The sequence below is a fragment of the Haemophilus sp. HN_Hi10 genome, from assembly GCF_049821985.1.
GTDB lineage: Bacteria > Pseudomonadota > Gammaproteobacteria > Enterobacterales > Pasteurellaceae > Haemophilus > Haemophilus influenzae_D.
Window position 1 is genome coordinate 435,682 of record NZ_CP187495.1, and the last position, 20,007, is coordinate 455,688.

At 39.8% G+C, this 20,007-nt stretch carries 13 protein-coding genes, 2 tRNA genes and 3 rRNA genes; 13 read left to right on the plus strand and 5 right to left on the minus strand.

The features are described 5' to 3' along the window. Positions 1-115: 115 nt before the first annotated feature. On the plus strand, positions 116-2,551 hold the full coding sequence (gene plsB / locus ACPT8Q_RS02195) for a glycerol-3-phosphate 1-O-acyltransferase PlsB (protein ID WP_050949415.1): 2,436 nt from the start codon (positions 116-118) through the stop codon (positions 2,549-2,551). Positions 2,552-2,630: 79 nt separating this feature from the next. Here the strand turns inward: plsB and ACPT8Q_RS02200 are convergent, their stop codons facing one another. Together ACPT8Q_RS02200 and tusA are read right to left on the minus strand one after the other, a co-directional pair. Next, positions 2,631-3,965: an NAD(P)/FAD-dependent oxidoreductase gene (locus ACPT8Q_RS02200; protein ID WP_021034491.1), complete on the minus strand. Its 1,335-nt coding sequence runs from the start codon at positions 3,963-3,965 to the stop codon at positions 2,631-2,633. Between the two features lie 167 nt (positions 3,966-4,132). Then, on the minus strand, positions 4,133-4,372 hold the full coding sequence (gene tusA / locus ACPT8Q_RS02205) for a sulfurtransferase TusA (RefSeq protein WP_021034490.1): 240 nt from the start codon (positions 4,370-4,372) through the stop codon (positions 4,133-4,135). Positions 4,373-4,487: 115 nt separating this feature from the next. Between tusA and ACPT8Q_RS02210 the strand changes: the two genes are divergently transcribed. From ACPT8Q_RS02210 to ACPT8Q_RS02250, 9 genes are all read left to right on the plus strand, one after another. Further along, positions 4,488-5,108 carry a YigZ family protein gene (locus ACPT8Q_RS02210; protein WP_050949416.1) on the plus strand — a complete coding sequence of 207 codons (621 nt, stop codon included), beginning with the start codon at positions 4,488-4,490 and terminating at the stop codon, positions 5,106-5,108. A gap of 2 nt (positions 5,109-5,110) precedes the next feature. Next, positions 5,111-6,574 carry a TrkH family potassium uptake protein gene (locus tag ACPT8Q_RS02215; protein WP_050847719.1) on the plus strand — a complete coding sequence of 488 codons (1,464 nt, stop codon included), beginning with the start codon at positions 5,111-5,113 and terminating at the stop codon, positions 6,572-6,574. Between the two features lie 357 nt (positions 6,575-6,931). Further along, positions 6,932-8,470 (plus strand): 16S ribosomal RNA (locus ACPT8Q_RS02220). Positions 8,471-8,549: 79 nt separating this feature from the next. After that, positions 8,550-8,626, plus strand: a tRNA-Ile gene (locus ACPT8Q_RS02225). A gap of 85 nt (positions 8,627-8,711) precedes the next feature. After that, positions 8,712-8,787: transfer RNA gene (locus tag ACPT8Q_RS02230), tRNA-Ala, on the plus strand. 421 nt (positions 8,788-9,208) lie between these two features. Beyond that, positions 9,209-12,106, plus strand: a 23S ribosomal RNA gene (locus ACPT8Q_RS02235). Between the two features lie 152 nt (positions 12,107-12,258). Then, positions 12,259-12,374: ribosomal RNA gene (gene rrf / locus ACPT8Q_RS02240) — 5S ribosomal RNA — on the plus strand. The 16S, 23S and 5S rRNA genes sit together here with 2 tRNA genes alongside, the layout of an rRNA operon. Positions 12,375-12,554: 180 nt before the next feature. Beyond that, entirely contained in the window at positions 12,555-13,115 is a 561-nt protein-coding gene (gene yihI, locus ACPT8Q_RS02245) for a Der GTPase-activating protein YihI (RefSeq protein WP_061671326.1), read from the plus strand. 3 nt (positions 13,116-13,118) lie between these two features. Beyond that, complete coding sequence (locus ACPT8Q_RS02250) at positions 13,119-13,559, plus strand: DUF2489 domain-containing protein (RefSeq protein WP_061671325.1); 441 nt, start codon at positions 13,119-13,121, stop codon at positions 13,557-13,559. A 63-nt stretch (positions 13,560-13,622) separates the two neighbouring features. On the opposite strand, the gene ACPT8Q_RS02255 is transcribed toward ACPT8Q_RS02250, so the two are convergent. The 3 genes from ACPT8Q_RS02255 to lptM all read right to left on the minus strand — a co-directional run bounded on the left by ACPT8Q_RS02255 (position 13,623) and on the right by lptM (position 15,866). Then, positions 13,623-14,249: a response regulator gene (locus tag ACPT8Q_RS02255; protein WP_021034485.1), complete on the minus strand. Its 627-nt coding sequence runs from the start codon at positions 14,247-14,249 to the stop codon at positions 13,623-13,625. A gap of 204 nt (positions 14,250-14,453) precedes the next feature. Next, positions 14,454-15,701 carry a diaminopimelate decarboxylase gene (gene lysA, locus ACPT8Q_RS02260; protein WP_061671324.1) on the minus strand — a complete coding sequence of 416 codons (1,248 nt, stop codon included), beginning with the start codon at positions 15,699-15,701 and terminating at the stop codon, positions 14,454-14,456. Between the two features lie 48 nt (positions 15,702-15,749). Then, complete coding sequence (gene lptM / locus ACPT8Q_RS02265) at positions 15,750-15,866, minus strand: LPS translocon maturation chaperone LptM (protein WP_021034483.1); 117 nt, start codon at positions 15,864-15,866, stop codon at positions 15,750-15,752. 96 nt (positions 15,867-15,962) lie between these two features. Between lptM and cyaY the strand changes: the two genes are divergently transcribed. The 3 genes from cyaY to proS all read left to right on the plus strand — a co-directional run bounded on the left by cyaY (position 15,963) and on the right by proS (position 19,932). Beyond that, positions 15,963-16,268, plus strand: a complete 306-nt coding sequence (gene cyaY / locus ACPT8Q_RS02270; RefSeq protein ID WP_005629875.1) for an iron donor protein CyaY — start codon at positions 15,963-15,965, stop codon at positions 16,266-16,268. A 1-nt stretch (position 16,269) separates the two neighbouring features. Further along, positions 16,270-18,117, plus strand: a complete 1,848-nt coding sequence (gene recQ, locus ACPT8Q_RS02275; protein ID WP_061832737.1) for a DNA helicase RecQ — start codon at positions 16,270-16,272, stop codon at positions 18,115-18,117. Positions 18,118-18,213: 96 nt separating this feature from the next. After that, positions 18,214-19,932, plus strand: coding sequence for a proline--tRNA ligase (gene proS / locus ACPT8Q_RS02280; RefSeq protein WP_050948795.1), 1,719 nt, complete (start codon positions 18,214-18,216; stop codon positions 19,930-19,932). Positions 19,933-20,007: the final 75 nt, after the last annotated feature.

The window sequence follows — 20,007 nt, forward strand, 5'->3', positions numbered from 1 at the left end:
AAATATTTGAGTTTTTAGATGATAAAAACACCAAAGAACTAAAAATAGTTCTATTCACAAACTGCTTTTAAACGTCTATAAGATCGACAAACTTATAACAAAGAGAAAATTTATTATGGCAAATTTTATAAATATGTATCGCCAATTATTGAGCTTGCCGCTGTCTGCATTGGTGAAAAATAATCCTATTCCCGCCAATCCAATCGAAGAGCTTTCACTTAATATTCATCAACCTATTGTTTATGTTTTGCCTTATACATCTCAAACTGATTTCGTTATTTTCCGCCGAAATTGCTTAGCGTTAGGCTTGCCCGATCCCGCAGAGAAAAATGAAATTAATGACGTTAAGTTACCACGTTATGTATATTTAGACGAAGGTCGTCGAATTTTTAAATCGAAAGGTGCGAAAGACGAGACCACCACCATTTTTAATAAATACCTTGAATTACACCGCACTTCTGAAAGTTTAGATGTGCAACTTATTCCTGTTTCTGTTCTTTGGGGACGCTCTCCCGGACAAGAAGATAAATCAGATTTGCCCAATTTGCGTTTATTAAATGGTATACAAAAAACATTTGCAGCAATTTGGTTTGGACGTGATACTTTTGTGCGTTTTTCTCAAGCGGTTTCATTACGTTATATGGTAGTTGAACATGGCTCAGATGAAAAAATTGCACAAAAGCTGGCTCGAGTTGCAAAAATGCACTTCGCAAAACAACGTATTTCAGCAACAGGCCCTCGTTTACCAAATCGTCAAGCAATGTTTAATAAACTATTGCAATCAGAAGCAATCCGACGCGCAATTGAAGATGAAGCAAAATCAAAAAATATCAGTATTGAAAAAGCACAAAAAGAAGCACATAAAATTTTAGATGAAATTGCAGCTGATGTCAGCCATTCAAGTTTACGTGCAGTAGATCGTTTTTTACGTTGGCTTTGGAATAAACTTTATTCGGGTATTGATGTGCAAAATGCGGATCGTGTCCGTAAATTAGCGTTAGAAGGTCATGAAATTGTTTATGTGCCTTGCCACCGTAGTCATATCGATTACTTATTGCTTTCTTATGTGCTTTATCATCAAGGTCTTGTTCCGCCACATATTGCGGCAGGAATTAACTTAAATTTCTGGCCTGTAGGTAGAATGTTTCGTAGTTGGGGCGCATTTTTTATTCGCCGCACTTTCAAGGGAAATCGGCTATATTCTGCCATTTTTCGCGAATATTTATCAGAACTATTCCATCGAGGCTATTCCGTTGAATATTTTATTGAGGGCGGTCGTTCTCGTACAGGTCGTTTACTTGCACCAAAAACAGGTATGATGTCTATGACACTTCAAGCATTGCAACATAGTCAAACTCGCCCGATTTCGATTGTTCCTGTTTACGTTGGTTATGAACACGTATTAGAAGTAGACACTTATGCAAAAGAGTTACGTGGTGCAGCGAAAGAAAAAGAAAATGCGGGTTTAGTGCTTCGTGTAATTAAAAAATTACGTAATCTTGGTCAAGGTTTTGTAAATTTTGGCGAGCCAATCACGCTTTCAAACTATTTGAGCCAACATTTCCCTAATTGGAAAGAGCAAAATCACGAAGAAAAACCACAATGGTTTACACCCGCGGTAAATAATATTTCTAAACAAGTGATGATTAATATTAACAAAGCAGCTGCAGTTAATTCAATGAACCTTGTGGGTACAGCACTACTTTCATCTCGTCAGCGAGCTCTTTCACGTGAGCAACTGTTAGAACAACTTGGCAGCTATCAACAATTGTTACAAAATGTTCCTTATTCAACGGACGTAGTGCTACCAAATGTGACACCGCAAGCAATGTTAGAACACGTATTAGCTTTAGATCGCGTAGGTGTATTAATTGAAAAAGATAATTTTGGCGAAATTGTACGCTTAGAGCGTTCATCTGCTGTACTAATGACTTATTATCGTAATAATATTCAGCACCTATTTGTATTACCATCTTTAGTTGCAAGTATTATTTTGCATTACGAAGCGATCCAAAAAGATTTATTATTAGATGCGATTAGAAAAATTTACCCTTTCTTACAAGGCGAATTGTTCTTACATTTCAATGAAGATGAATTGAATGTACAAATCCATCAAATCATTGATGAATTTGCACGCCAAAGCGTTATTAATTCAAATGATAACTTCTTATCTATTAATAAATCAAAAGTACGAATTTTACAGCTTTGGTCTGCTGCGGGAATGCGTGAAATCTTGCAACGTTATTACATTACTGTCACTATTTTACAAAAACAACCTGTTATTTCTCGAGCTGAACTTGAAAAAGAAAGCCAGCTTGTTGCTCAACGTTTATCCGTATTACACGGCATAAATGCACCAGAATTCTTTGATAAAGCGGTTTTTTCAAGCTTTATTGCAAACTTGAAAGAACAACGTTACTTTGATGAATCTGGTTATGCTGTTCTTGATAAAATAGAAGAGTTAGCTTCAACGCTTTCCCATTTGATTTCAACAGAAATTTGCTTAACTGTGAAAGGAACAATTGAAAAAGCTGAGGATCATTCTTCATAAAAAATACTGAGGGCATCATTGATGCCCTTTCTTTTATATAAATGATTTAGATCGCATTTAACAAGAAAATTATACTTAATCAATGCAATTTTAATCTTGGTTTTAAATAACGATTTAATTTATCAACGAGAATAATCAAACCAATTTTAATACAACCGTGCAAAGCGTGTTGGTGCATTCGATACAAAGAAACATAAGCAAACTGAGCAAATTTACCTTGAACGGTAAGTGGATTTTTACCAAACTTATTGGTTAGACTACCAAGTGCGGTAAAATCTGACAGCGAAACTAAAGTACCTTTGTCGTTATATTTAAAAGATTTCAGTGGTTTATTTTCAAACAATGCAAAAATATTTTTTGCACAAGCCTTTGCCATTTGATGTGCAGCTTGCGCTCTTGGCGGAACCAATTTACCATTTGATTGTATTAATGCAGCACAATCACCAATTGCAAAAATACTATCATCAACAGTAGTTTGAAGTGTATCTTTAACCACTAATTGATTGATACGATTAATTTCCAATCCATCAAATTGCTGCGTTACTGTTGAAACGCGAACCCCAGCCGCCCAAACAATAAGATCAGCCTTAATTTCCCCACCATCTTTGGTAATAAGTGTATTTGGCTGAGCTTCAGTAATCATTGTGTTTAATTGAACATTGGTGCCCATTTCTTTTAATTCATCTAGCACTGCAGCAGATAAATTTTCAGGTAATGCTGGCAATAAACGTGTTCCCGCTTCGACTAAAGTAACTTGTAAGCAAGAGCTATCAATTTTACCATAACCGTAAGAAGATAAATCTTCAGCGGCATGATAAAGTTCTGCAGTTAATTCCACACCAGTTGCTCCACCTCCCACAATAGCAATATTTACTTTATTTTCGTCTACTAATTTTTGTTTAAACTCTTCTTCGCCAATATCATCTAACGCGCGGTTTTCTGAAAATTTTAAAAATAATTCCAACAGTTTATGTTGAAAACGTAAAGCCTGTTTTGAACTATCTAAAAAAATACAATTATCTGCCACACCTTTTGTATTGAAATCATTAGATTTACTTCCAATGGCAATCACTAAATAATCGTAAGGAATTCGACGAGCAATGACAAGCATATCGCCCTCTTGCCCATAAACAGGTGCAAGTTCAACATATTTTTGTTCGCGATTAATACGTATAATTAAACCTTGCTCAAAACTGAAAAAATGATTTTTACCGTGCGCACGATAACTTAAAGAATCAACGCCATCATCCATTACACCAGTTGCAATTTCATGCAATAAGGGTTTCCATAAATGGGTGGCATTGCGATCAACCAGCGTTACTTTAGCTTGTTTTTGACGACCTAATTTATTACCCAAAAATGTCGCTAATTCAACACCGCCAGCACCCCCACCAACGATCACGACGTTTTTCATAAAGCTCTCCTAAAAGTTTAAAGTGTTAAAAATGTTACATTAATGTAATGATAACATAACAACGAAACAGGGCGGAAAACTTTCATAAAAATAACCGCACTTATATATCAAAGTGCTCTACCTCTTAAAGTTAGACCAAATAATCAATTAATCAAGGTGTAAATTTTTTATTTTCCTTTCTTTACCCAATATTTGAACGGTGGTTTTTCCACTTCACTTTGCAGTAAGGTGTGATCCATAAATTGACAGAAACTTGGAATATCTCTTGTTGTTGCAGGATCATCAGCAATAACCAAAAGTATTTCTCCATCGTTAAGATGACGAATATTTTTACGAACAAGCATGACAGGTTCTGGGCAACGTAATCCTAAAGCATCTAGGATTTGTGTGACGGAAATTTCAGACATATTCTTTTTTCTTTTGAAAAACAGAGCTATATCATACCGCGCTTACGGCAAAATTTCGACAAATCCCAGTCATCAGTGATAGACTAGTGTCATTGAAATTACCTTGAAAAAAGAAATGGCGGAATACCTCGTTCCTAAAAGTGCGGTTGTTTTTGAAGAAGAAATTAAAAAAAGCCGTTTTATTACTTATTTACAGCACACCGAAGGTTTAGAAGATGCAAGAGCTTTTTGGGCAAAGATTAAACAAGAACATCCAAATGCTCGGCATCATGGTTGGGCTGCCGTAGCAAGCAAGCCATCAGATTCTCTACAATTTGGTTTTTCTGATGATGGCGAACCTGCTGGAACGGCAGGAAAGCCAATGTTGAGTGCATTGCAAGGTAGTCAATTAGGTGAAATCAGTGCGGTGGTGGTTCGCTATTATGGCGGTATTTTGCTTGGAACGGGCGGATTGGTTCGTGCTTACGGTAATGGCGTTCAACAAGCGTTAAAGCTGATTGAAAGCGAAATTAAAGTTGAACGAACCCTTTTTAAACTTAATTGTGACTATGGGCAGCTAAATTTAGTCCAACAACTTTGTGAAAAATATCAGGTTGAGATTTTATCTCAAGATTTTCAGGTAAATATTCATTTGATTTTAGGTATTAGTGAAAAAACAATAAAGGCGTTTTCTTCAGAATTAACGGAAAAGTCTTCAGGTAGATTAGTTATTCAACTTTTAGAGATAGGCGAATAGTTGTGCGTATTTTATCGATTATCCGAATTATTGGTATTCTTGTGATGTGTTTTTCAGGTACGATGCTAGTTCCTGCATTTGTTGCTCTGATTTATGGCGATGGGGGCGGTAAGGCATTTATGCAGGCTTTTGTGTTGAGTTTGACGGCAGGCACATTGCTTTGGTGGCCATGCCATCATCATAAGCAAGAATTACGATCTCGTGATGGTTTTTTGATCGTTGTGGCTTTTTGGTTAGTTTTAGGAAGCTTGGCAACATTGCCTCTTTTATTGTTCGATTCACCACATTTAACTATTGCTTCAGCCGTATTTGAAGCATTTTCTGGCTTAACTACTACTGGTGCAACGGTAATGAAGGGGCTGGATAATTTACCTAAATCTATTTTGTTTTATCGTCAGTTTTTACAATGGTTAGGTGGTATGGGGATTATCGTATTGGCTGTGGCGATAATTCCGCTGTTGGGAATTGGTGGGACACAATTATATCGAGCAGAATCTTCAGGCCCTCTTAAAGATCAAAAATCTTTGCCTAAAATTTCAGAAGTGGCAAAAGCTCTATGGATTATTTACGCTTCATTAACTGTTCTTTGTGCCATTGCATATTGGCTGTCAGGAATGAATCTTTTTGATGCCATTGGGCATAGTTTTTCAACAATTTCAAATGGAGGATTTTCAACGCACGATGCAAGTATCGGTTATTTTAATCAAGCTTCCATTTATTGGGTTACAACAATTTTTATGCTGATTGGCGGTGTTAATTTTAGTTTACATATTTCTGCTTTTCTTGCATTAGGTAAAAGAAATATTTGGCGAAATTATTGGAAAGATCCCGAATTTCGTTTTTTTCTAACAATGCAAATTATTTTTATCGGTATTGTATCTCTATCTTTATATAGTTACGGTTTAGTTTCAGATATGAACGAGGCTGTAACAAAAGGTGCATTACAATTAACATCAATGTCAATGACTGCTGGTTATACGATTTTTGATATTGATAATCTTCCTCCATTTATTGGGCTTTTACTGGTAATTTCTGCGGTAATTGGTGGTTGTGGTGGTTCAACAACTGGGGGATTAAAAGCGATACGAACACTTATATTGTGGAAACAAATCGATCGAGAACTGCATAGTTTAATCCATCCAAATTTAGTACAACCAATTCGAATAGGTAAAAATCGTCTAGCACCAAGAATGATAGAAAGTATTTGGGCATTTTTCATTATTTTTATACTAGTTTATTGGGGGTGTGTTTTTGCTGTTATTCTTTGTGGAATGAATGTTTTTGATGCGATGGGGGCCGTATTCGCCACATTAACGAATGCAGGACCGGGACTTGGTTTTATTCACGAAAGTTTTATTGATGTTCCAGAAAGTGCTAAATTAGTCTTTAGTTTTGCTATGATCTGTGGACGTTTAGAAATGTTTTCATTAATCGTGCTGTTTATTCCAAGCTATTGGAAAAAATAATAATTGGAAAATTATTGTATTTTTGACCGCACTTTTTAATGAAATGTTTATATTTCCATCAAAAGATTATTTTTTTAAATATTTTTACAAAAAGTACTTGCAAGGGTTTTGAAAATCCCTATAATGCACCGCACACAACGACGCACTGTTGTGAAGTTTTTTAAGTTTCCAAGTGCGTCGTTCTTTTTTGCTCTTTAACAATATATCAGACAATCTGTGTGGGCACTTGTTGATTGACTTGTTTTAAAACTATTTTTTAATTTTGAAGTCTTAATAGGTGCTTAACTGAAAATTCATCATTACTTTTTTAAGTAGTGTTTTATTTATAGCTAAGTAGTTTATTGAGCGATTGAACTTGAATTGAAGAGTTTGATCATGGCTCAGATTGAACGCTGGCGGCAGGCTTAACACATGCAAGTCGAACGGTAGCAGGAGGAAGCTTGCTTTCTTGCTGACGAGTGGCGGACGGGTGAGTAATGCTTGGGAATCTGGCTTATGGAGGGGGATAACGACGGGAAACTGTCGCTAATACCGCGTAGAATCGGAAGATGAAAGTGCGGGACTGTAAGGCCGCATGCCATAGGATGAGCCCAAGTGGGATTAGGTAGTTGGTGGGGTAAAGGCCTACCAAGCCTGCGATCTCTAGCTGGTCTGAGAGGATGACCAGCCACACTGGAACTGAGACACGGTCCAGACTCCTACGGGAGGCAGCAGTGGGGAATATTGCGCAATGGGGGAACCCTGACGCAGCCATGCCGCGTGAATGAAGAAGGCCTTCGGGTTGTAAAGTTCTTTCGGTATTGAGGAAGGTTGATGTGTTAATAGTACATCAAATTGACGTTAAATACAGAAGAAGCACCGGCTAACTCCGTGCCAGCAGCCGCGGTAATACGGAGGGTGCGAGCGTTAATCGGAATAACTGGGCGTAAAGGGCACGCAGGCGGTTATTTAAGTGAGGTGTGAAAGCCCCGGGCTTAACCTGGGAATAGCATTTCAGACTGGGTAACTAGAGTACTTTAGGGAGGGGTAGAATTCCACGTGTAGCGGTGAAATGCGTAGAGATGTGGAGGAATACCGAAGGCGAAGGCAGCCCCTTGGGAATGTACTGACGCTCATGTGCGAAAGCGTGGGGAGCAAACAGGATTAGATACCCTGGTAGTCCACGCTGTAAACGCTGTCGATTTGGGGGTTGGGGTTTAACTCTGGCGCCCGTAGCTAACGTGATAAATCGACCGCCTGGGGAGTACGGCCGCAAGGTTAAAACTCAAATGAATTGACGGGGGCCCGCACAAGCGGTGGAGCATGTGGTTTAATTCGATGCAACGCGAAGAACCTTACCTACTCTTGACATCCAACGAATCCGATAGAGATATTGGAGTGCCTTCGGGAACGTTGAGACAGGTGCTGCATGGCTGTCGTCAGCTCGTGTTGTGAAATGTTGGGTTAAGTCCCGCAACGAGCGCAACCCTTATCCTTTGTTGCCAGCGATACGGTCGGGAACTCAAAGGAGACTGCCAGTGATAAACTGGAGGAAGGTGGGGATGACGTCAAGTCATCATGGCCCTTACGAGTAGGGCTACACACGTGCTACAATGGCGTATACAGAGGGAAGCGAAGCTGCGAGGTGGAGCGAATCTCATAAAGTACGTCTAAGTCCGGATTGGAGTCTGCAACTCGACTCCATGAAGTCGGAATCGCTAGTAATCGCGAATCAGAATGTCGCGGTGAATACGTTCCCGGGCCTTGTACACACCGCCCGTCACACCATGGGAGTGGGTTGTACCAGAAGTAGATAGCTTAACCTTTAGGAGGGCGTTTACCACGGTATGATTCATGACTGGGGTGAAGTCGTAACAAGGTAACCGTAGGGGAACCTGCGGTTGGATCACCTCCTTACCAAAGACGAGAGACAGCGAGTGCTCACACAGATTGGCTGATAATTGTAGACAAATGAGCAGGAGAAAACATTACCCTTGGGTCTGTAGCTCAGGTGGTTAGAGCGCACCCCTGATAAGGGTGAGGTCGGTGGTTCAAGTCCACTCAGACCCACCACTCTGAGAGTGAGTGAAGCGAAAGGTGTAGTGTAAATAAATAATAACTAAAAGGTAAATAATTAGTTATTAAATTATGATGAAATGGGGATATAGCTCAGCTGGGAGAGCGCCTGCCTTGCACGCAGGAGGTCAGCGGTTCGATCCCGCTTATCTCCACCACTTATCATCGTTAAGTAAATTAGAAAAAGATAAATTAATAATGTATTAAGGTAGTGATTAAACTATTTTAAATATTAGGTTATTTTATTCTTAGTTTTAAGTTTAATTTTAAATTTAATTTTAATTTTAATTTTAATTTTTTTTAGTTTATTTAACGATGATAACTGAAAAGTTTTATCAACTGTTCTTTAAAAAATTGGAAACAAGCTGAAAACAAGAGATTTTCGAGAGAAAGTCTGAGTAGGCAAGATAGGAAAGTGAAAGAGAGAACTGAAAAGGAAACTCTAAAAACAAAACCTGTTTTGCATAAAATCTTGATTGAACAAAAGCAATCAAGTGTTTAGTTGAATGAAGATACGCATCAAATTGACCGCACTTTGAAGTGAAAACTTAAAGTGATTGAAAACATTTGAGGTTGTATAGTTAAGTGACTAAGCGTACAAGGTGGATGCCTTGGCAATCAGAGGCGAAGAAGGACGTGCTAATCTGCGAAAAGCTTGGATGAGTCGATAAGAGGCGTTTAATCCAAGATATCCGAATGGGGAAACCCAGTAGATGAAGAATCTACTATTAACAAGTGAATTCATAGCTTGTTGAGGCAAACCGGGAGAACTGAAACATCTAAGTACCCCGAGGAAAAGAAATCAACCGAGATTTCGTCAGTAGCGGCGAGCGAAAGCGAAAGAGCCAGTAAGTGATAGCAGTATAGTTAGGAGAATGTGTTGGGAAACACAATCAAAGAGGGTGATAATCCCGTATCTAAAAACCATATTGTGGTACTAAGCTAACGAGAAGTAGGGCGGGACACGTGATATCCTGTTTGAAGAAGGGGGACCATCCTCCAAGGCTAAATACTCCTGATTGACCGATAGTGAACCAGTACTGTGAAGGAAAGGCGAAAAGAACCCCGGTGAGGGGAGTGAAATAGAACCTGAAACCTTGTACGTACAAGCAGTGGGAGCCTGAAAGGGTGACTGCGTACCTTTTGTATAATGGGTCAGCGACTTATATTTTGTAGCGAGGTTAACCGAATAGGGGAGCCGAAGGGAAACCGAGTCTTAACTGGGCGAAGAGTTGCAAGGTATAGACCCGAAACCCGGTGATCTAGCCATGGGCAGGTTGAAGGTTGGGTAACACTAACTGGAGGACCGAACCGACTAATGTTGAAAAATTAGCGGATGACTTGTGGCTGGGGGTGAAAGGCCAATCAAACCGGGAGATAGCTGGTTCTCCCCGAAATCTATTTAGGTAGAGCCTTGAGGTGACACCTTTGGGGGTAGAGCACTGTTTCGGCTAGGGGTCCATCCCGGATTACCAACCCGATGCAAACTACGAATACCAAAGAGTGATACTCAGGAGACACACGGCGGGTGCTAACGTCCGTCGTGGAGAGGGAAACAACCCAGACCGCCAGCTAAGGTCCCCAAGTCTATATTAAGTGGGAAACGAAGTGGGAAGGCTTAGACAGCTAGGATGTTGGCTTAGAAGCAGCCATCATTTAAAGAAAGCGTAATAGCTCACTAGTCGAGTCGGCCTGCGCGGAAGATGTAACGGGGCTGAAATATAGCACCGAAGCTGCGGCATCAGACGAAAGTCTGTTGGGTAGGGGAGCGTTCTGTAAGCGGATGAAGGTTAATCGAGAGGTTAGCTGGACGTATCAGAAGTGCGAATGCTGACATAAGTAACGATAAAACGGGTGAAAAACCCGTTCGCCGGAAGACCAAGGGTTCCTGTCCAACGTTAATCGGGGCAGGGTGAGTCGGCCCCTAAGGCGAGGCTGAAAAGCGTAGTCGATGGGAAACAGGTTAATATTCCTGTACTTGGTAAAGCTGCGATGTGGGGACGGAGTAGGTTAGGTTATCGCACTGTTGGATATGTGCGTTTAAGTTGGTAGGTGGGAAGTTTAGGCAAATCCGGACTTCTATTAAACACTGAGAGATGATGACGAGGCTCTAAGGAGCTGAAGTAACTGATACCACACTTCCAGGAAAAGCCACTAAGCGACAGGCTTTACTAAACCGTACTGAAAACCGACACAGGTGGTCAGGTAGAGAATACTCAGGCGCTTGAGAGAACTCGGGTGAAGGAACTAGGCAAAATAGCACCGTAACTTCGGGAGAAGGTGCGCCGGCGTAGATTGTAGAGATTTACTCTCGAAGGTTGAACCGGTCGAAGATACCAGCTGGCTGCAACTGTTTATTAAAAACACAGCACTCTGCAAACACGAAAGTGGAGGTATAGGGTGTGATGCCTGCCCGGTGCTGGAAGGTTAATTGATGGTGTAATCGAAAGAGAAGCACCTGATCGAAGCCCCAGTAAACGGCGGCCGTAACTATAACGGTCCTAAGGTAGCGAAATTCCTTGTCGGGTAAGTTCCGACCTGCACGAATGGCATAATGATGGCCAGGCTGTCTCCACCCGAGGCTCAGTGAAATTGAAATCGCCGTGAAGATGCGGTGTACCCGCGGCTAGACGGAAAGACCCCGTGAACCTTTACTATAGCTTGACACTGAACATTGAATTTTGATGTGTAGGATAGGTGGGAGACTTAGAAGTAGTCACGCCAGTGATTATGGAGTCATCCTTGAAATACCACCCTTTAACGTTTGATGTTCTAACGAAGATTGCGGAACGTGGTCTCGGACAGTGTCTGGTGGGTAGTTTGACTGGGGCGGTCTCCTCCCAAAGCGTAACGGAGGAGCACGAAGGTTTGCTAATCACGGTCGGACATCGTGAGGTTAGTGCAATGGTATAAGCAAGCTTAACTGCGAGACAGACAAGTCGAGCAGGTACGAAAGTAGGTCATAGTGATCCGGTGGTTCTGAATGGAAGGGCCATCGCTCAACGGATAAAAGGTACTCCGGGGATAACAGGCTGATACCGCCCAAGAGTTCATATCGACGGCGGTGTTTGGCACCTCGATGTCGGCTCATCACATCCTGGGGCTGAAGTAGGTCCCAAGGGTATGGCTGTTCGCCATTTAAAGTGGTACGCGAGCTGGGTTTAGAACGTCGTGAGACAGTTCGGTCCCTATCTGCCGTGGGCGTAGGAGAATTGGTTGGGGCTGCTCCTAGTACGAGAGGACCGGAGTGGACGCACCACTGGTGTTCCGGTTGTGTCGCCAGACGCATTGCCGGGTAGCTAAGTGCGGAAGAGATAAGTGCTGAAAGCATCTAAGCACGAAACTTGCCAAGAGATGAGTTCTCCCTGTCTTTAAGACAGTAAGGGTTGTTTAAGACGAAGACGTAGATAGGTCTGGTGTGTAAGTGATGTGAGTCATTGAGCTAACAGATACTAATTGCCCGAGAGGCTTAACTATACAACGCTCAAGTGTTTTTGGGAAAAGAGCGAAAGAGAAGAGAAATTAACTAAACTAAACTAACTATTCAGCTTGTTGCCGATAAGAAGAGAGACGAAAAAAGTGAAGTCGTAAAAGAGAAGAAACAAAGAGAGAAGTTATCAAAGAATTATCCCGGCGGCGATAGTGCGGTGGAACCACCTGAGACCATACCGAACTCAGAAGTGAAACGCTGTAATGCCGATGGTAGTGTGGGGTTTCCCCATGTGAGAGTAGGGCACCGCCGGGTTATCAAATACAAATCTAAATCACATAAAAAAAGAAGAACCCCAGTCGAAAGGCTGGGGTTTTTGTTTTTTAGAAGTTTATACTTTAACAAAATAAGTTTAGATAAAGTTTGTATTTGTTAGTGAGAAAATCCCCCACCAATGATACAATCCACCAAATTTTTTCAAAAGGATAACCTTAAATGGCTCGTAAGAAAAAAACGCGCAAAATTAGTGATATTATGCCAATCCGCAAAGCGGATAAAAAACCGGAAATGCCGAAATCGCGTTCGGGTAAAAAACTCACACGTTATGAATTAGATGCTAAAGCTCGTGAAGATAAGAAAAAACGTAAGCATAAAGGTTTAGCTTCTGGATCTCGTCATAGTGCGGTTGAAGAAAAAGCGAATAAACTTCAAAATGAAATTAAAGATCCAAAAATTGGTAGTAAGAAAAAGATACCGTTGGTTGTTGAATTTGTTAATAAGCCCGAAAAAGGTCAAGTAATTCCTGTAATAAAACAGGCGAAAAAACAAGATCCAATGAAAGAGCTTGAAAATCTGGAAAATAATGAAATTCTTAATGAATTATTGGATGCTTTAGATGCAGGTAAAGCTATTAGTAAAGCAGATCAACAATTTGTAGATGAATGCTTAGATAGAATTTCTGAATTAATGGAAGAACTTGGCATTGAAGACGAAGATGAAAGTGAAGATGATTTATACCGCACTTTTGAACGCATTGATATTAACCAATTTAGATAATTTATGATTTGGATACTTATTGTAATTGCATTTTCTTTATTGATTGGATTAAGTTTATATACAATACGTTTATTAAAACAGTTAAAAATTCAAAAGGAATTGATTGCTAAAGCTAAGAATAATCGGGTTATACGATTAAAAGAGAGTATTGATATTATTGCTAGAGCAATGCAGTCTGGAGAATGTAATCTTTCTGAAGGCGTAATTCGTCTTACAATGCTATTAAGGCCTTTTGGTAAGAATTTATCATCTTATCCTGCGATGGCTAATTTATATGAAGTGGTGCGTGATATGCCTACACATGATGATCGTAAACTACTTGATAAAAGAGAAAGAATGCGTCTGGATTTAGCTCGAGAAAGTTCAGAAGCACAGTTTGAAAAAAATATTAAACAAGAATTGTATATTTTATTAGAAGATATTAAATCTATTGAGCTAATTTAAATATTATAATTTTAAAGAAAAATGCGCTAAGTCTCTCCTAGCGCATTTTTTATGATTATTTTTTTAACGATTTTGTTCAAAAAATAATACCGTTGCGGCAACACGAGAATGAACATTTAATTTACGCAATAAATTACGGATATGTACTTTCACGGTTTCTTCTGAAATAAACAGTTGTGCTGCAATTTGTTTATTTGATAAGCCTGTCGCAATTTGACGAAGTACGCCCATTTCACGATCCGTTAAGCTGTCTAACGGATTCTCTTCGTGAGTACGTTCTAACAATAAATTTTTAATAGAATCACTCAGAATGACTTCGCCTTGTGCAATACGCTTGATTTGCTCTAGCAATGTATCTGGTTCCGTATCTTTTAATAAATAACCATCTGCACCAGCATCAATTAAAGTATAAATATCATTTTTTGCATCAGACACTGTTAAAATTAAGATGCGTGCATCAACGCCTTCTGTGCGTAATCCTTTGAGTGTATCTAACCCAGAAAGTCCTTTCATGTTGAGATCTAAAATGATCACATCAGGTGATGTTTGTAACGCCACTGAAATCCCTTCTGTGCCGCTGCTTACGTCAGCCACCACTTCAAAGTTATCGTCTAATTCTACAAGTTGTTTAATGCCACGACGCATTAACGGATGGTCGTCAATCAATAAAACTTTTAGTTTATCTTGCATAATTTCTCCTTTAGTGGTTAGAAGTCCACTTTAAAAAGCATGACATTTTATAAAGAATTCAATTCTATGCCAATCTAGAATAGAAAAAAATTTGATTTATCTCACAAACTTACTATTTGAGGTAGGTTTATTGATGGATAAAAATAGAAAAGTGCGGTAGAAAAATAGATAATTTTTTACCGCTCTTTTTTAAGATAAGAAATATTAAATGGTCGATTCCAATGCCCAAAGTTCCTGTAAGGTTTCTCGGCGACGAATTAGATAGGATTGATCGCCATCTACTAAAACTTCTGCAGTGCGAGGTCTTGAGTTATAGTTTGATGACATACTTGTGCCATAGGCACCAGCAGAACATTGAGCAATATAATCCCCTTCGGCAATTGAAAGCTCACGTTGTTTTCCTAAGAAATCTGATGTTTCACAAACAGGCCCTACAACATCATAAATCGCTTTTTCTCTTGCTAAAGTGCGGTCAATTTCTATGATGTTCATATAGGCTTCATACAATGCTGGGCGAATCATATCATTCATTCCTGTATCGGTAATCGCGAAATTACGGCTTTCATTGCTTTTTAAGTATTGTACTTTTGCTACTAGAATCCCTGCATTTGCAGAAATTGCTCTGCCGGGTTCAAGAATAATTTCAAGTTCAGGATAATTTTTTAGTTTTTCTAACAATGCATTTGCGTAATCGCTTGGATGCGGTGGTGTTTCATCCGTATAAGTTACGCCTAAACCACCGCCCAGATCGAGATGTTTTAATGTAATTCCATCCTCTTTTAATTGTTCCATTAGGACAATTAAGCGATCTGTGGCATCTAAAAATGGTTGTAATTCAGTGAGCTGTGAGCCTATGTGGCAATCCATCCCTGTTATTTTTATGTTTGGCAGCGTTGAGGCTAATTTATATACTTCTCGGGCTTCATCTACACTTACGCCAAATTTATTTTCCTTTAATCCTGTTGAAATATAAGGGTGTGTATGCGCATCAACATCTGGATTTACACGTAAAGAAATAGGTGAGATTTTACCCATTTCTCCCGCGATTTGGTTAATGTGCTTGAGTTCAGAAACTGATTCCACATTAAAGCAACGGATTCCAACTTCTAATGCGCGCATAATTTCTTCTCGAGATTTCGCAACGCCAGAAAAGACCACTTTTGACGCATCGCCACCTGCTGCCAGTACACGCTCAAGTTCGCCTTGCGAGACAATATCGAAACCTGAACCAAGTTTTGCCATAATATTTAACACGCCAATATTTGAGCAAGATTTCACGGCAAAACAAATTAGGTGAGGGTGCTTACCGAAAGCAGAGTCAAAAGCGTGCCAATGACGTTCAAGTGTTGCCCGAGAATATACATAGAGAGGCGTGCCAAATTGTTCAGCAAGTTGTTGAACTGGAATATCTTCGGCATAAAGTTTGTTGTGTTTATATTGGAAAAAATTCATGTTGTGTGCCTGTTTTAGTTATTTTTGGAATTATCATTGGATAATAGATTATTGAGTTTGTTGAGCTTGATCTTTTTCAGGAAAATATAAAGAACCTTTTACGCCACATCCTGTAGCTAATATGCACACTGAACTAAGTACTAAAATTAATAGTAATTTTTTCATTTTTTCTTTCTCACTTATCGGTAAATCCGCCTTTCACAAGCTTGAGAAAGGCTTTATAATTTGTCGCATTCTATCAGATTTAAACAGGAAAATTTTATGAATATTGCAGAATTTCACCAAAATATAGAACAAATTTGGCAAAAAATTGAAGAAGAATTGGAAAATCAAGGTGCAGATGTAGATTGCGAAACGCAAGGTTCTGTATTTACAATCACTTTTGATAATCACACTAAAATAGTGATTAACAAACAAGAGCCACTGCTTGAGCTTTGGATTGCAAGTAAATTAGGCGGTTTCCATTTTGCATTTAAAAATGGCGACTGGGTGTCTAATGATGGAAAACGTTTTTGGGATTGTTTCGTTGAGGCCTGTGCTGCACATGGCGAGAACGTGCAGTTCTAAAATGCAGGATTCTCCTTTACCATCAAAAACAATAGAAAAACCGACCGCACTTTCTGTTTTGAAATCGGTTTTTGGTTATCAATCTTTCCGTAAAGGGCAGGAAGAAGTGATCAATGCCGCTTTAAACGGACAAGATGCTTTGGTGGTAATGGCAACGGGGAATGGTAAATCGCTTTGTTACCAAATTCCCGCCCTTTGTTTTGAGGGTTTAACGTTAGTGATTTCTCCGCTGATTTCTTTGATGAAGGATCAAGTGGATCAGCTGCAAGCTAATGGAATTGAGGCGGATTTTCTTAATTCTAGTCAGACTTTAGAACAGCAGCAACAAGTACAAAATAAGCTTATTTCTGGGCAACTTAAACTGCTTTATGTGTCGCCAGAAAAAGTGATGACGAACAGTTTCTTTCAACTTATTTCTTATAGTAAAGTCAGCTTTATTGCAATTGATGAAGCACACTGTATTTCTCAATGGGGGCATGATTTTCGCCCTGAATATACCCAGCTTGGCGGTTTAAAAGCGAGTTTCCCTGATGCGCCGATTATGGCACTTACGGCAACGGCAGATTACGCAACTCGTCAAGATATTTTGACACATCTTAATCTAGAAAATCCGCATAAATATATTGGTAGTTTTGATCGACCAAACATTCGTTATACCTTGGAAGAAAAATATAAACCAATGGAGCAATTGACACGTTTTGTGTTGGCTCAAAAGGGCAAGAGTGGGATTATTTATTGCAACAGTCGAAACAAGGTTGAGCGAATTGCGGAAAGTTTACGCAATAAAGGTGTCTCTGCTGCTGCTTATCACGCGGGAATGGAAACGGCACGGCGTGATCGTGTGCAACAGGATTTTCAGCGTGATAATGTGCAAGTAGTAGTCGCAACCATTGCTTTTGGAATGGGGATTAATAAATCCAATGTGCGGTTTGTTGCCCATTTTGATTTGCCTCGTAGCATTGAATCTTATTATCAAGAAACAGGTCGGGCAGGACGTGATGATTTACCTGCTGAGGCGGTTTTGTTTTATGAACCAGCGGATTACGCTTGGTTACAAAAAATTCTTTTAGAAAAACCAGAAACGCCACAGCGTCAGATTGAGCAGCATAAATTAGAAGCTATTGGAGAATTTGCAGAAAGCCAGACTTGTCGCCGTTTAGTTCTTCTCAATTATTTTGGTGAGCATCGACAAACACCATGCAATAACTGTGATATATGCCTTGATCCTCCTAAAAAATATGATGGATTAGTCGATGCGCAAAAAGTAATGTCTACTATTTATCGAGTGGGGCAATGTTTCGGTGCGCATTATGTGATAGTGGTGTTGCGTGGAATGCATAATCAGAAAATTATTGAACGCCAGCACGATAAACTTTCAGTGTATGGTATCGGAAAAGATAAAAGCAAAGAGCATTGGCAGTCCGTCATTCGCCAGCTTATTCATTTGGGTTTTGTGCAACAGGTCATCAGTGAATTAAATCCAACGTTGCAGCTTACCGAAAGTGCGAAAGTGATTTTGAAAGGCGAAGAACCGTTAGAATTGGCAATGCCTCGTATTTCTTCAATCAGTAAAATTGTCCGTAATCCACAACGCCAAAGTGTTGCAAATTACGATAAGGATTTATTTGCACGCTTGCGTTTCTTACGCAAACAAATTGCCGATAAAGAAAATATTCCGCCATACATTGTCTTTAATGATGCGACGTTGCAAGAAATGGCACAATATATGCCAACGAACAATATTGAAATGTTGCAAATTAATGGCGTGGGTTCAATTAAATTAGAACGCTTTGGGCTGCCTTTTATTAAACTTATTCAAGAACATAAGGCAATTTTGGCGAATGCGTAAAATAATGACTAAGTGTTAAAAGTGCGGTTAAAAATGACCGCACTTTTTGTTATACTTGCGCCAATTTTTTCAGTTCTTAGAATTTAAGGTTAAACAATGCGTACAAGTCAATATTTATTCTCCACCCTTAAAGAAACGCCAAATGATGCTCAGGTCGTGAGCCACCAATTAATGTTGCGTGCAGGTATGATTCGCCCAATGGCATCAGGTTTATATAACTGGTTACCGACGGGTATTCGCGTATTGAAAAAAGTAGAAAAGATTATTCGTGAAGAGATGAACAAAGGTGGTGCAATTGAGGTATTAATGCCTGTTGTGCAACCTGCGGAATTATGGGAAGAGTCTGGTCGCTGGGAGCAATATGGCCCTGAGCTTCTTCGTTTTGAAGACCGCGGAAACCGTAACTTTGTGTTAGGCCCAACCCACGAGGAAGTGATTACAGATTTAATACGCCGAGAAGTTTCTTCATATAAACAGCTTCCACTTAACTTATATCAAATTCAAACGAAATTCCGTGATGAAGTGCGTCCTCGTTTTGGGGTAATGCGTTCGCGTGAATTTATTATGAAAGATGCGTATTCTTTCCACACTACCCAAGAAAGTTTACAAGCAACCTATGATGTGATGTATCAAGTGTACAGTAAAATTTTTAACCGATTAGGCTTAGATTTCCGTGCGGTACAAGCGGATACGGGTTCTATTGGTGGTTCTGCTTCTCATGAGTTCCAAGTGTTAGCTTCAAGCGGTGAAGATGATGTTGTGTTCTCAACAGAATCGGATTTTGCAGCGAATATTGAGCTTGCTGAAGCGGTAGCCATCGGTGAGCGTCAAGTGCCAACTGCAGAAATGACATTGGTTGATACGCCAAATGCGAAAACTATCAATGAGCTTATAGAACAATTCAATCTGCCGATTGAAAAAACCGTGAAAACCTTGATTGTGAAAGGTGCAGATGAAAACCAACCGCTTGTTGCCTTGATTATTCGTGGCGATCACGAATTAAACGAAATCAAAGCACAAAAACACCCGTTAGTAGCAGATCCTCTTGAGTTTGCGGACGAAACTGAAATTAAAGCGAAAATTGGTGCGAGCGTGGGATCGTTAGGCGCGGTAAATCTTAATATTCCTGCAATTATTGACCGCACTGTGACGTTAATGTCTGATTTTAGTTGTGGTGCGAATATCGATGGAAAACATTACTTCAATGTGAACTGGGAACGCGATGTTGCAATGCCAGAAGTTTTTGATTTACGCAACGTAGTGGAGGGCGATCCAAGTCCAGATGGTAAAGGCACGCTTCAAATCAAACGTGGTATTGAAGTGGGACATATTTTCCAATTGGGCAAAAAATACTCTGAAGCGATGAAAGCGACCGTTCAAGGCGAAGACGGTAAACCACTTGTGATGACAATGGGTTGTTACGGTATTGGCGTAACTCGTGTGGTGGCTTCAGCAATTGAACAGCATCATGATGATCGCGGTATCATCTGGCCATCAGACGAAATCGCCCCATTCACTGTAGCGATTGTGCCGATGAATATGCACAAATCTGAAAGCGTACAAAAATACGCTGAAGAACTTTACCGCACTTTACAATCACAAGGCGTTGATGTGATTTTTGATGATCGTAAAGAACGCCCAGGCGTGATGTTTGCCGATATGGAACTTATCGGTGTGCCGCATATGGTAATAATCGGCGAGAAAAACCTAGACAATGGAGAGATTGAATACAAAAACCGCCGTACGGGTAAAAAAGAAATGATTAGTAAAGATCAGCTGCTCAGTGTTTTAAATGAAAAGTTAGGTAATCTCTAATCAGCATTTTATTTTGTATATTGTGACAAAAGAGCGGCTAGAAATAGCCGCTTTTTTGTTGATTTAATTTATATT

Coding starts and splice junctions, on each gene's coding strand:
- plsB (WP_050949415.1), top strand. CDS start 116: ATGGCAAATTTTATAAATATGTATCGCCAATTATTGAGCTTGCCGCTG.
- ACPT8Q_RS02200 (WP_021034491.1), bottom strand. CDS start 3,965: ATGAAAAACGTCGTGATCGTTGGTGGGGGTGCTGGCGGTGTTGAATTA.
- tusA (WP_021034490.1), bottom strand. CDS start 4,372: ATGTCTGAAATTTCCGTCACACAAATCCTAGATGCTTTAGGATTACGT.
- ACPT8Q_RS02210 (WP_050949416.1), top strand. CDS start 4,488: ATGGCGGAATACCTCGTTCCTAAAAGTGCGGTTGTTTTTGAAGAAGAA.
- yihI (WP_061671326.1), top strand. CDS start 12,555: ATGGCTCGTAAGAAAAAAACGCGCAAAATTAGTGATATTATGCCAATC.
- ACPT8Q_RS02250 (WP_061671325.1), top strand. CDS start 13,119: ATGATTTGGATACTTATTGTAATTGCATTTTCTTTATTGATTGGATTA.
- ACPT8Q_RS02255 (WP_021034485.1), bottom strand. CDS start 14,249: ATGCAAGATAAACTAAAAGTTTTATTGATTGACGACCATCCGTTAATG.
- lysA (WP_061671324.1), bottom strand. CDS start 15,701: ATGAATTTTTTCCAATATAAACACAACAAACTTTATGCCGAAGATATT.
- lptM (WP_021034483.1), bottom strand. CDS start 15,866: ATGAAAAAATTACTATTAATTTTAGTACTTAGTTCAGTGTGCATATTA.
- cyaY (WP_005629875.1), top strand. CDS start 15,963: ATGAATATTGCAGAATTTCACCAAAATATAGAACAAATTTGGCAAAAA.
- recQ (WP_061832737.1), top strand. CDS start 16,270: ATGCAGGATTCTCCTTTACCATCAAAAACAATAGAAAAACCGACCGCA.
- proS (WP_050948795.1), top strand. CDS start 18,214: ATGCGTACAAGTCAATATTTATTCTCCACCCTTAAAGAAACGCCAAAT.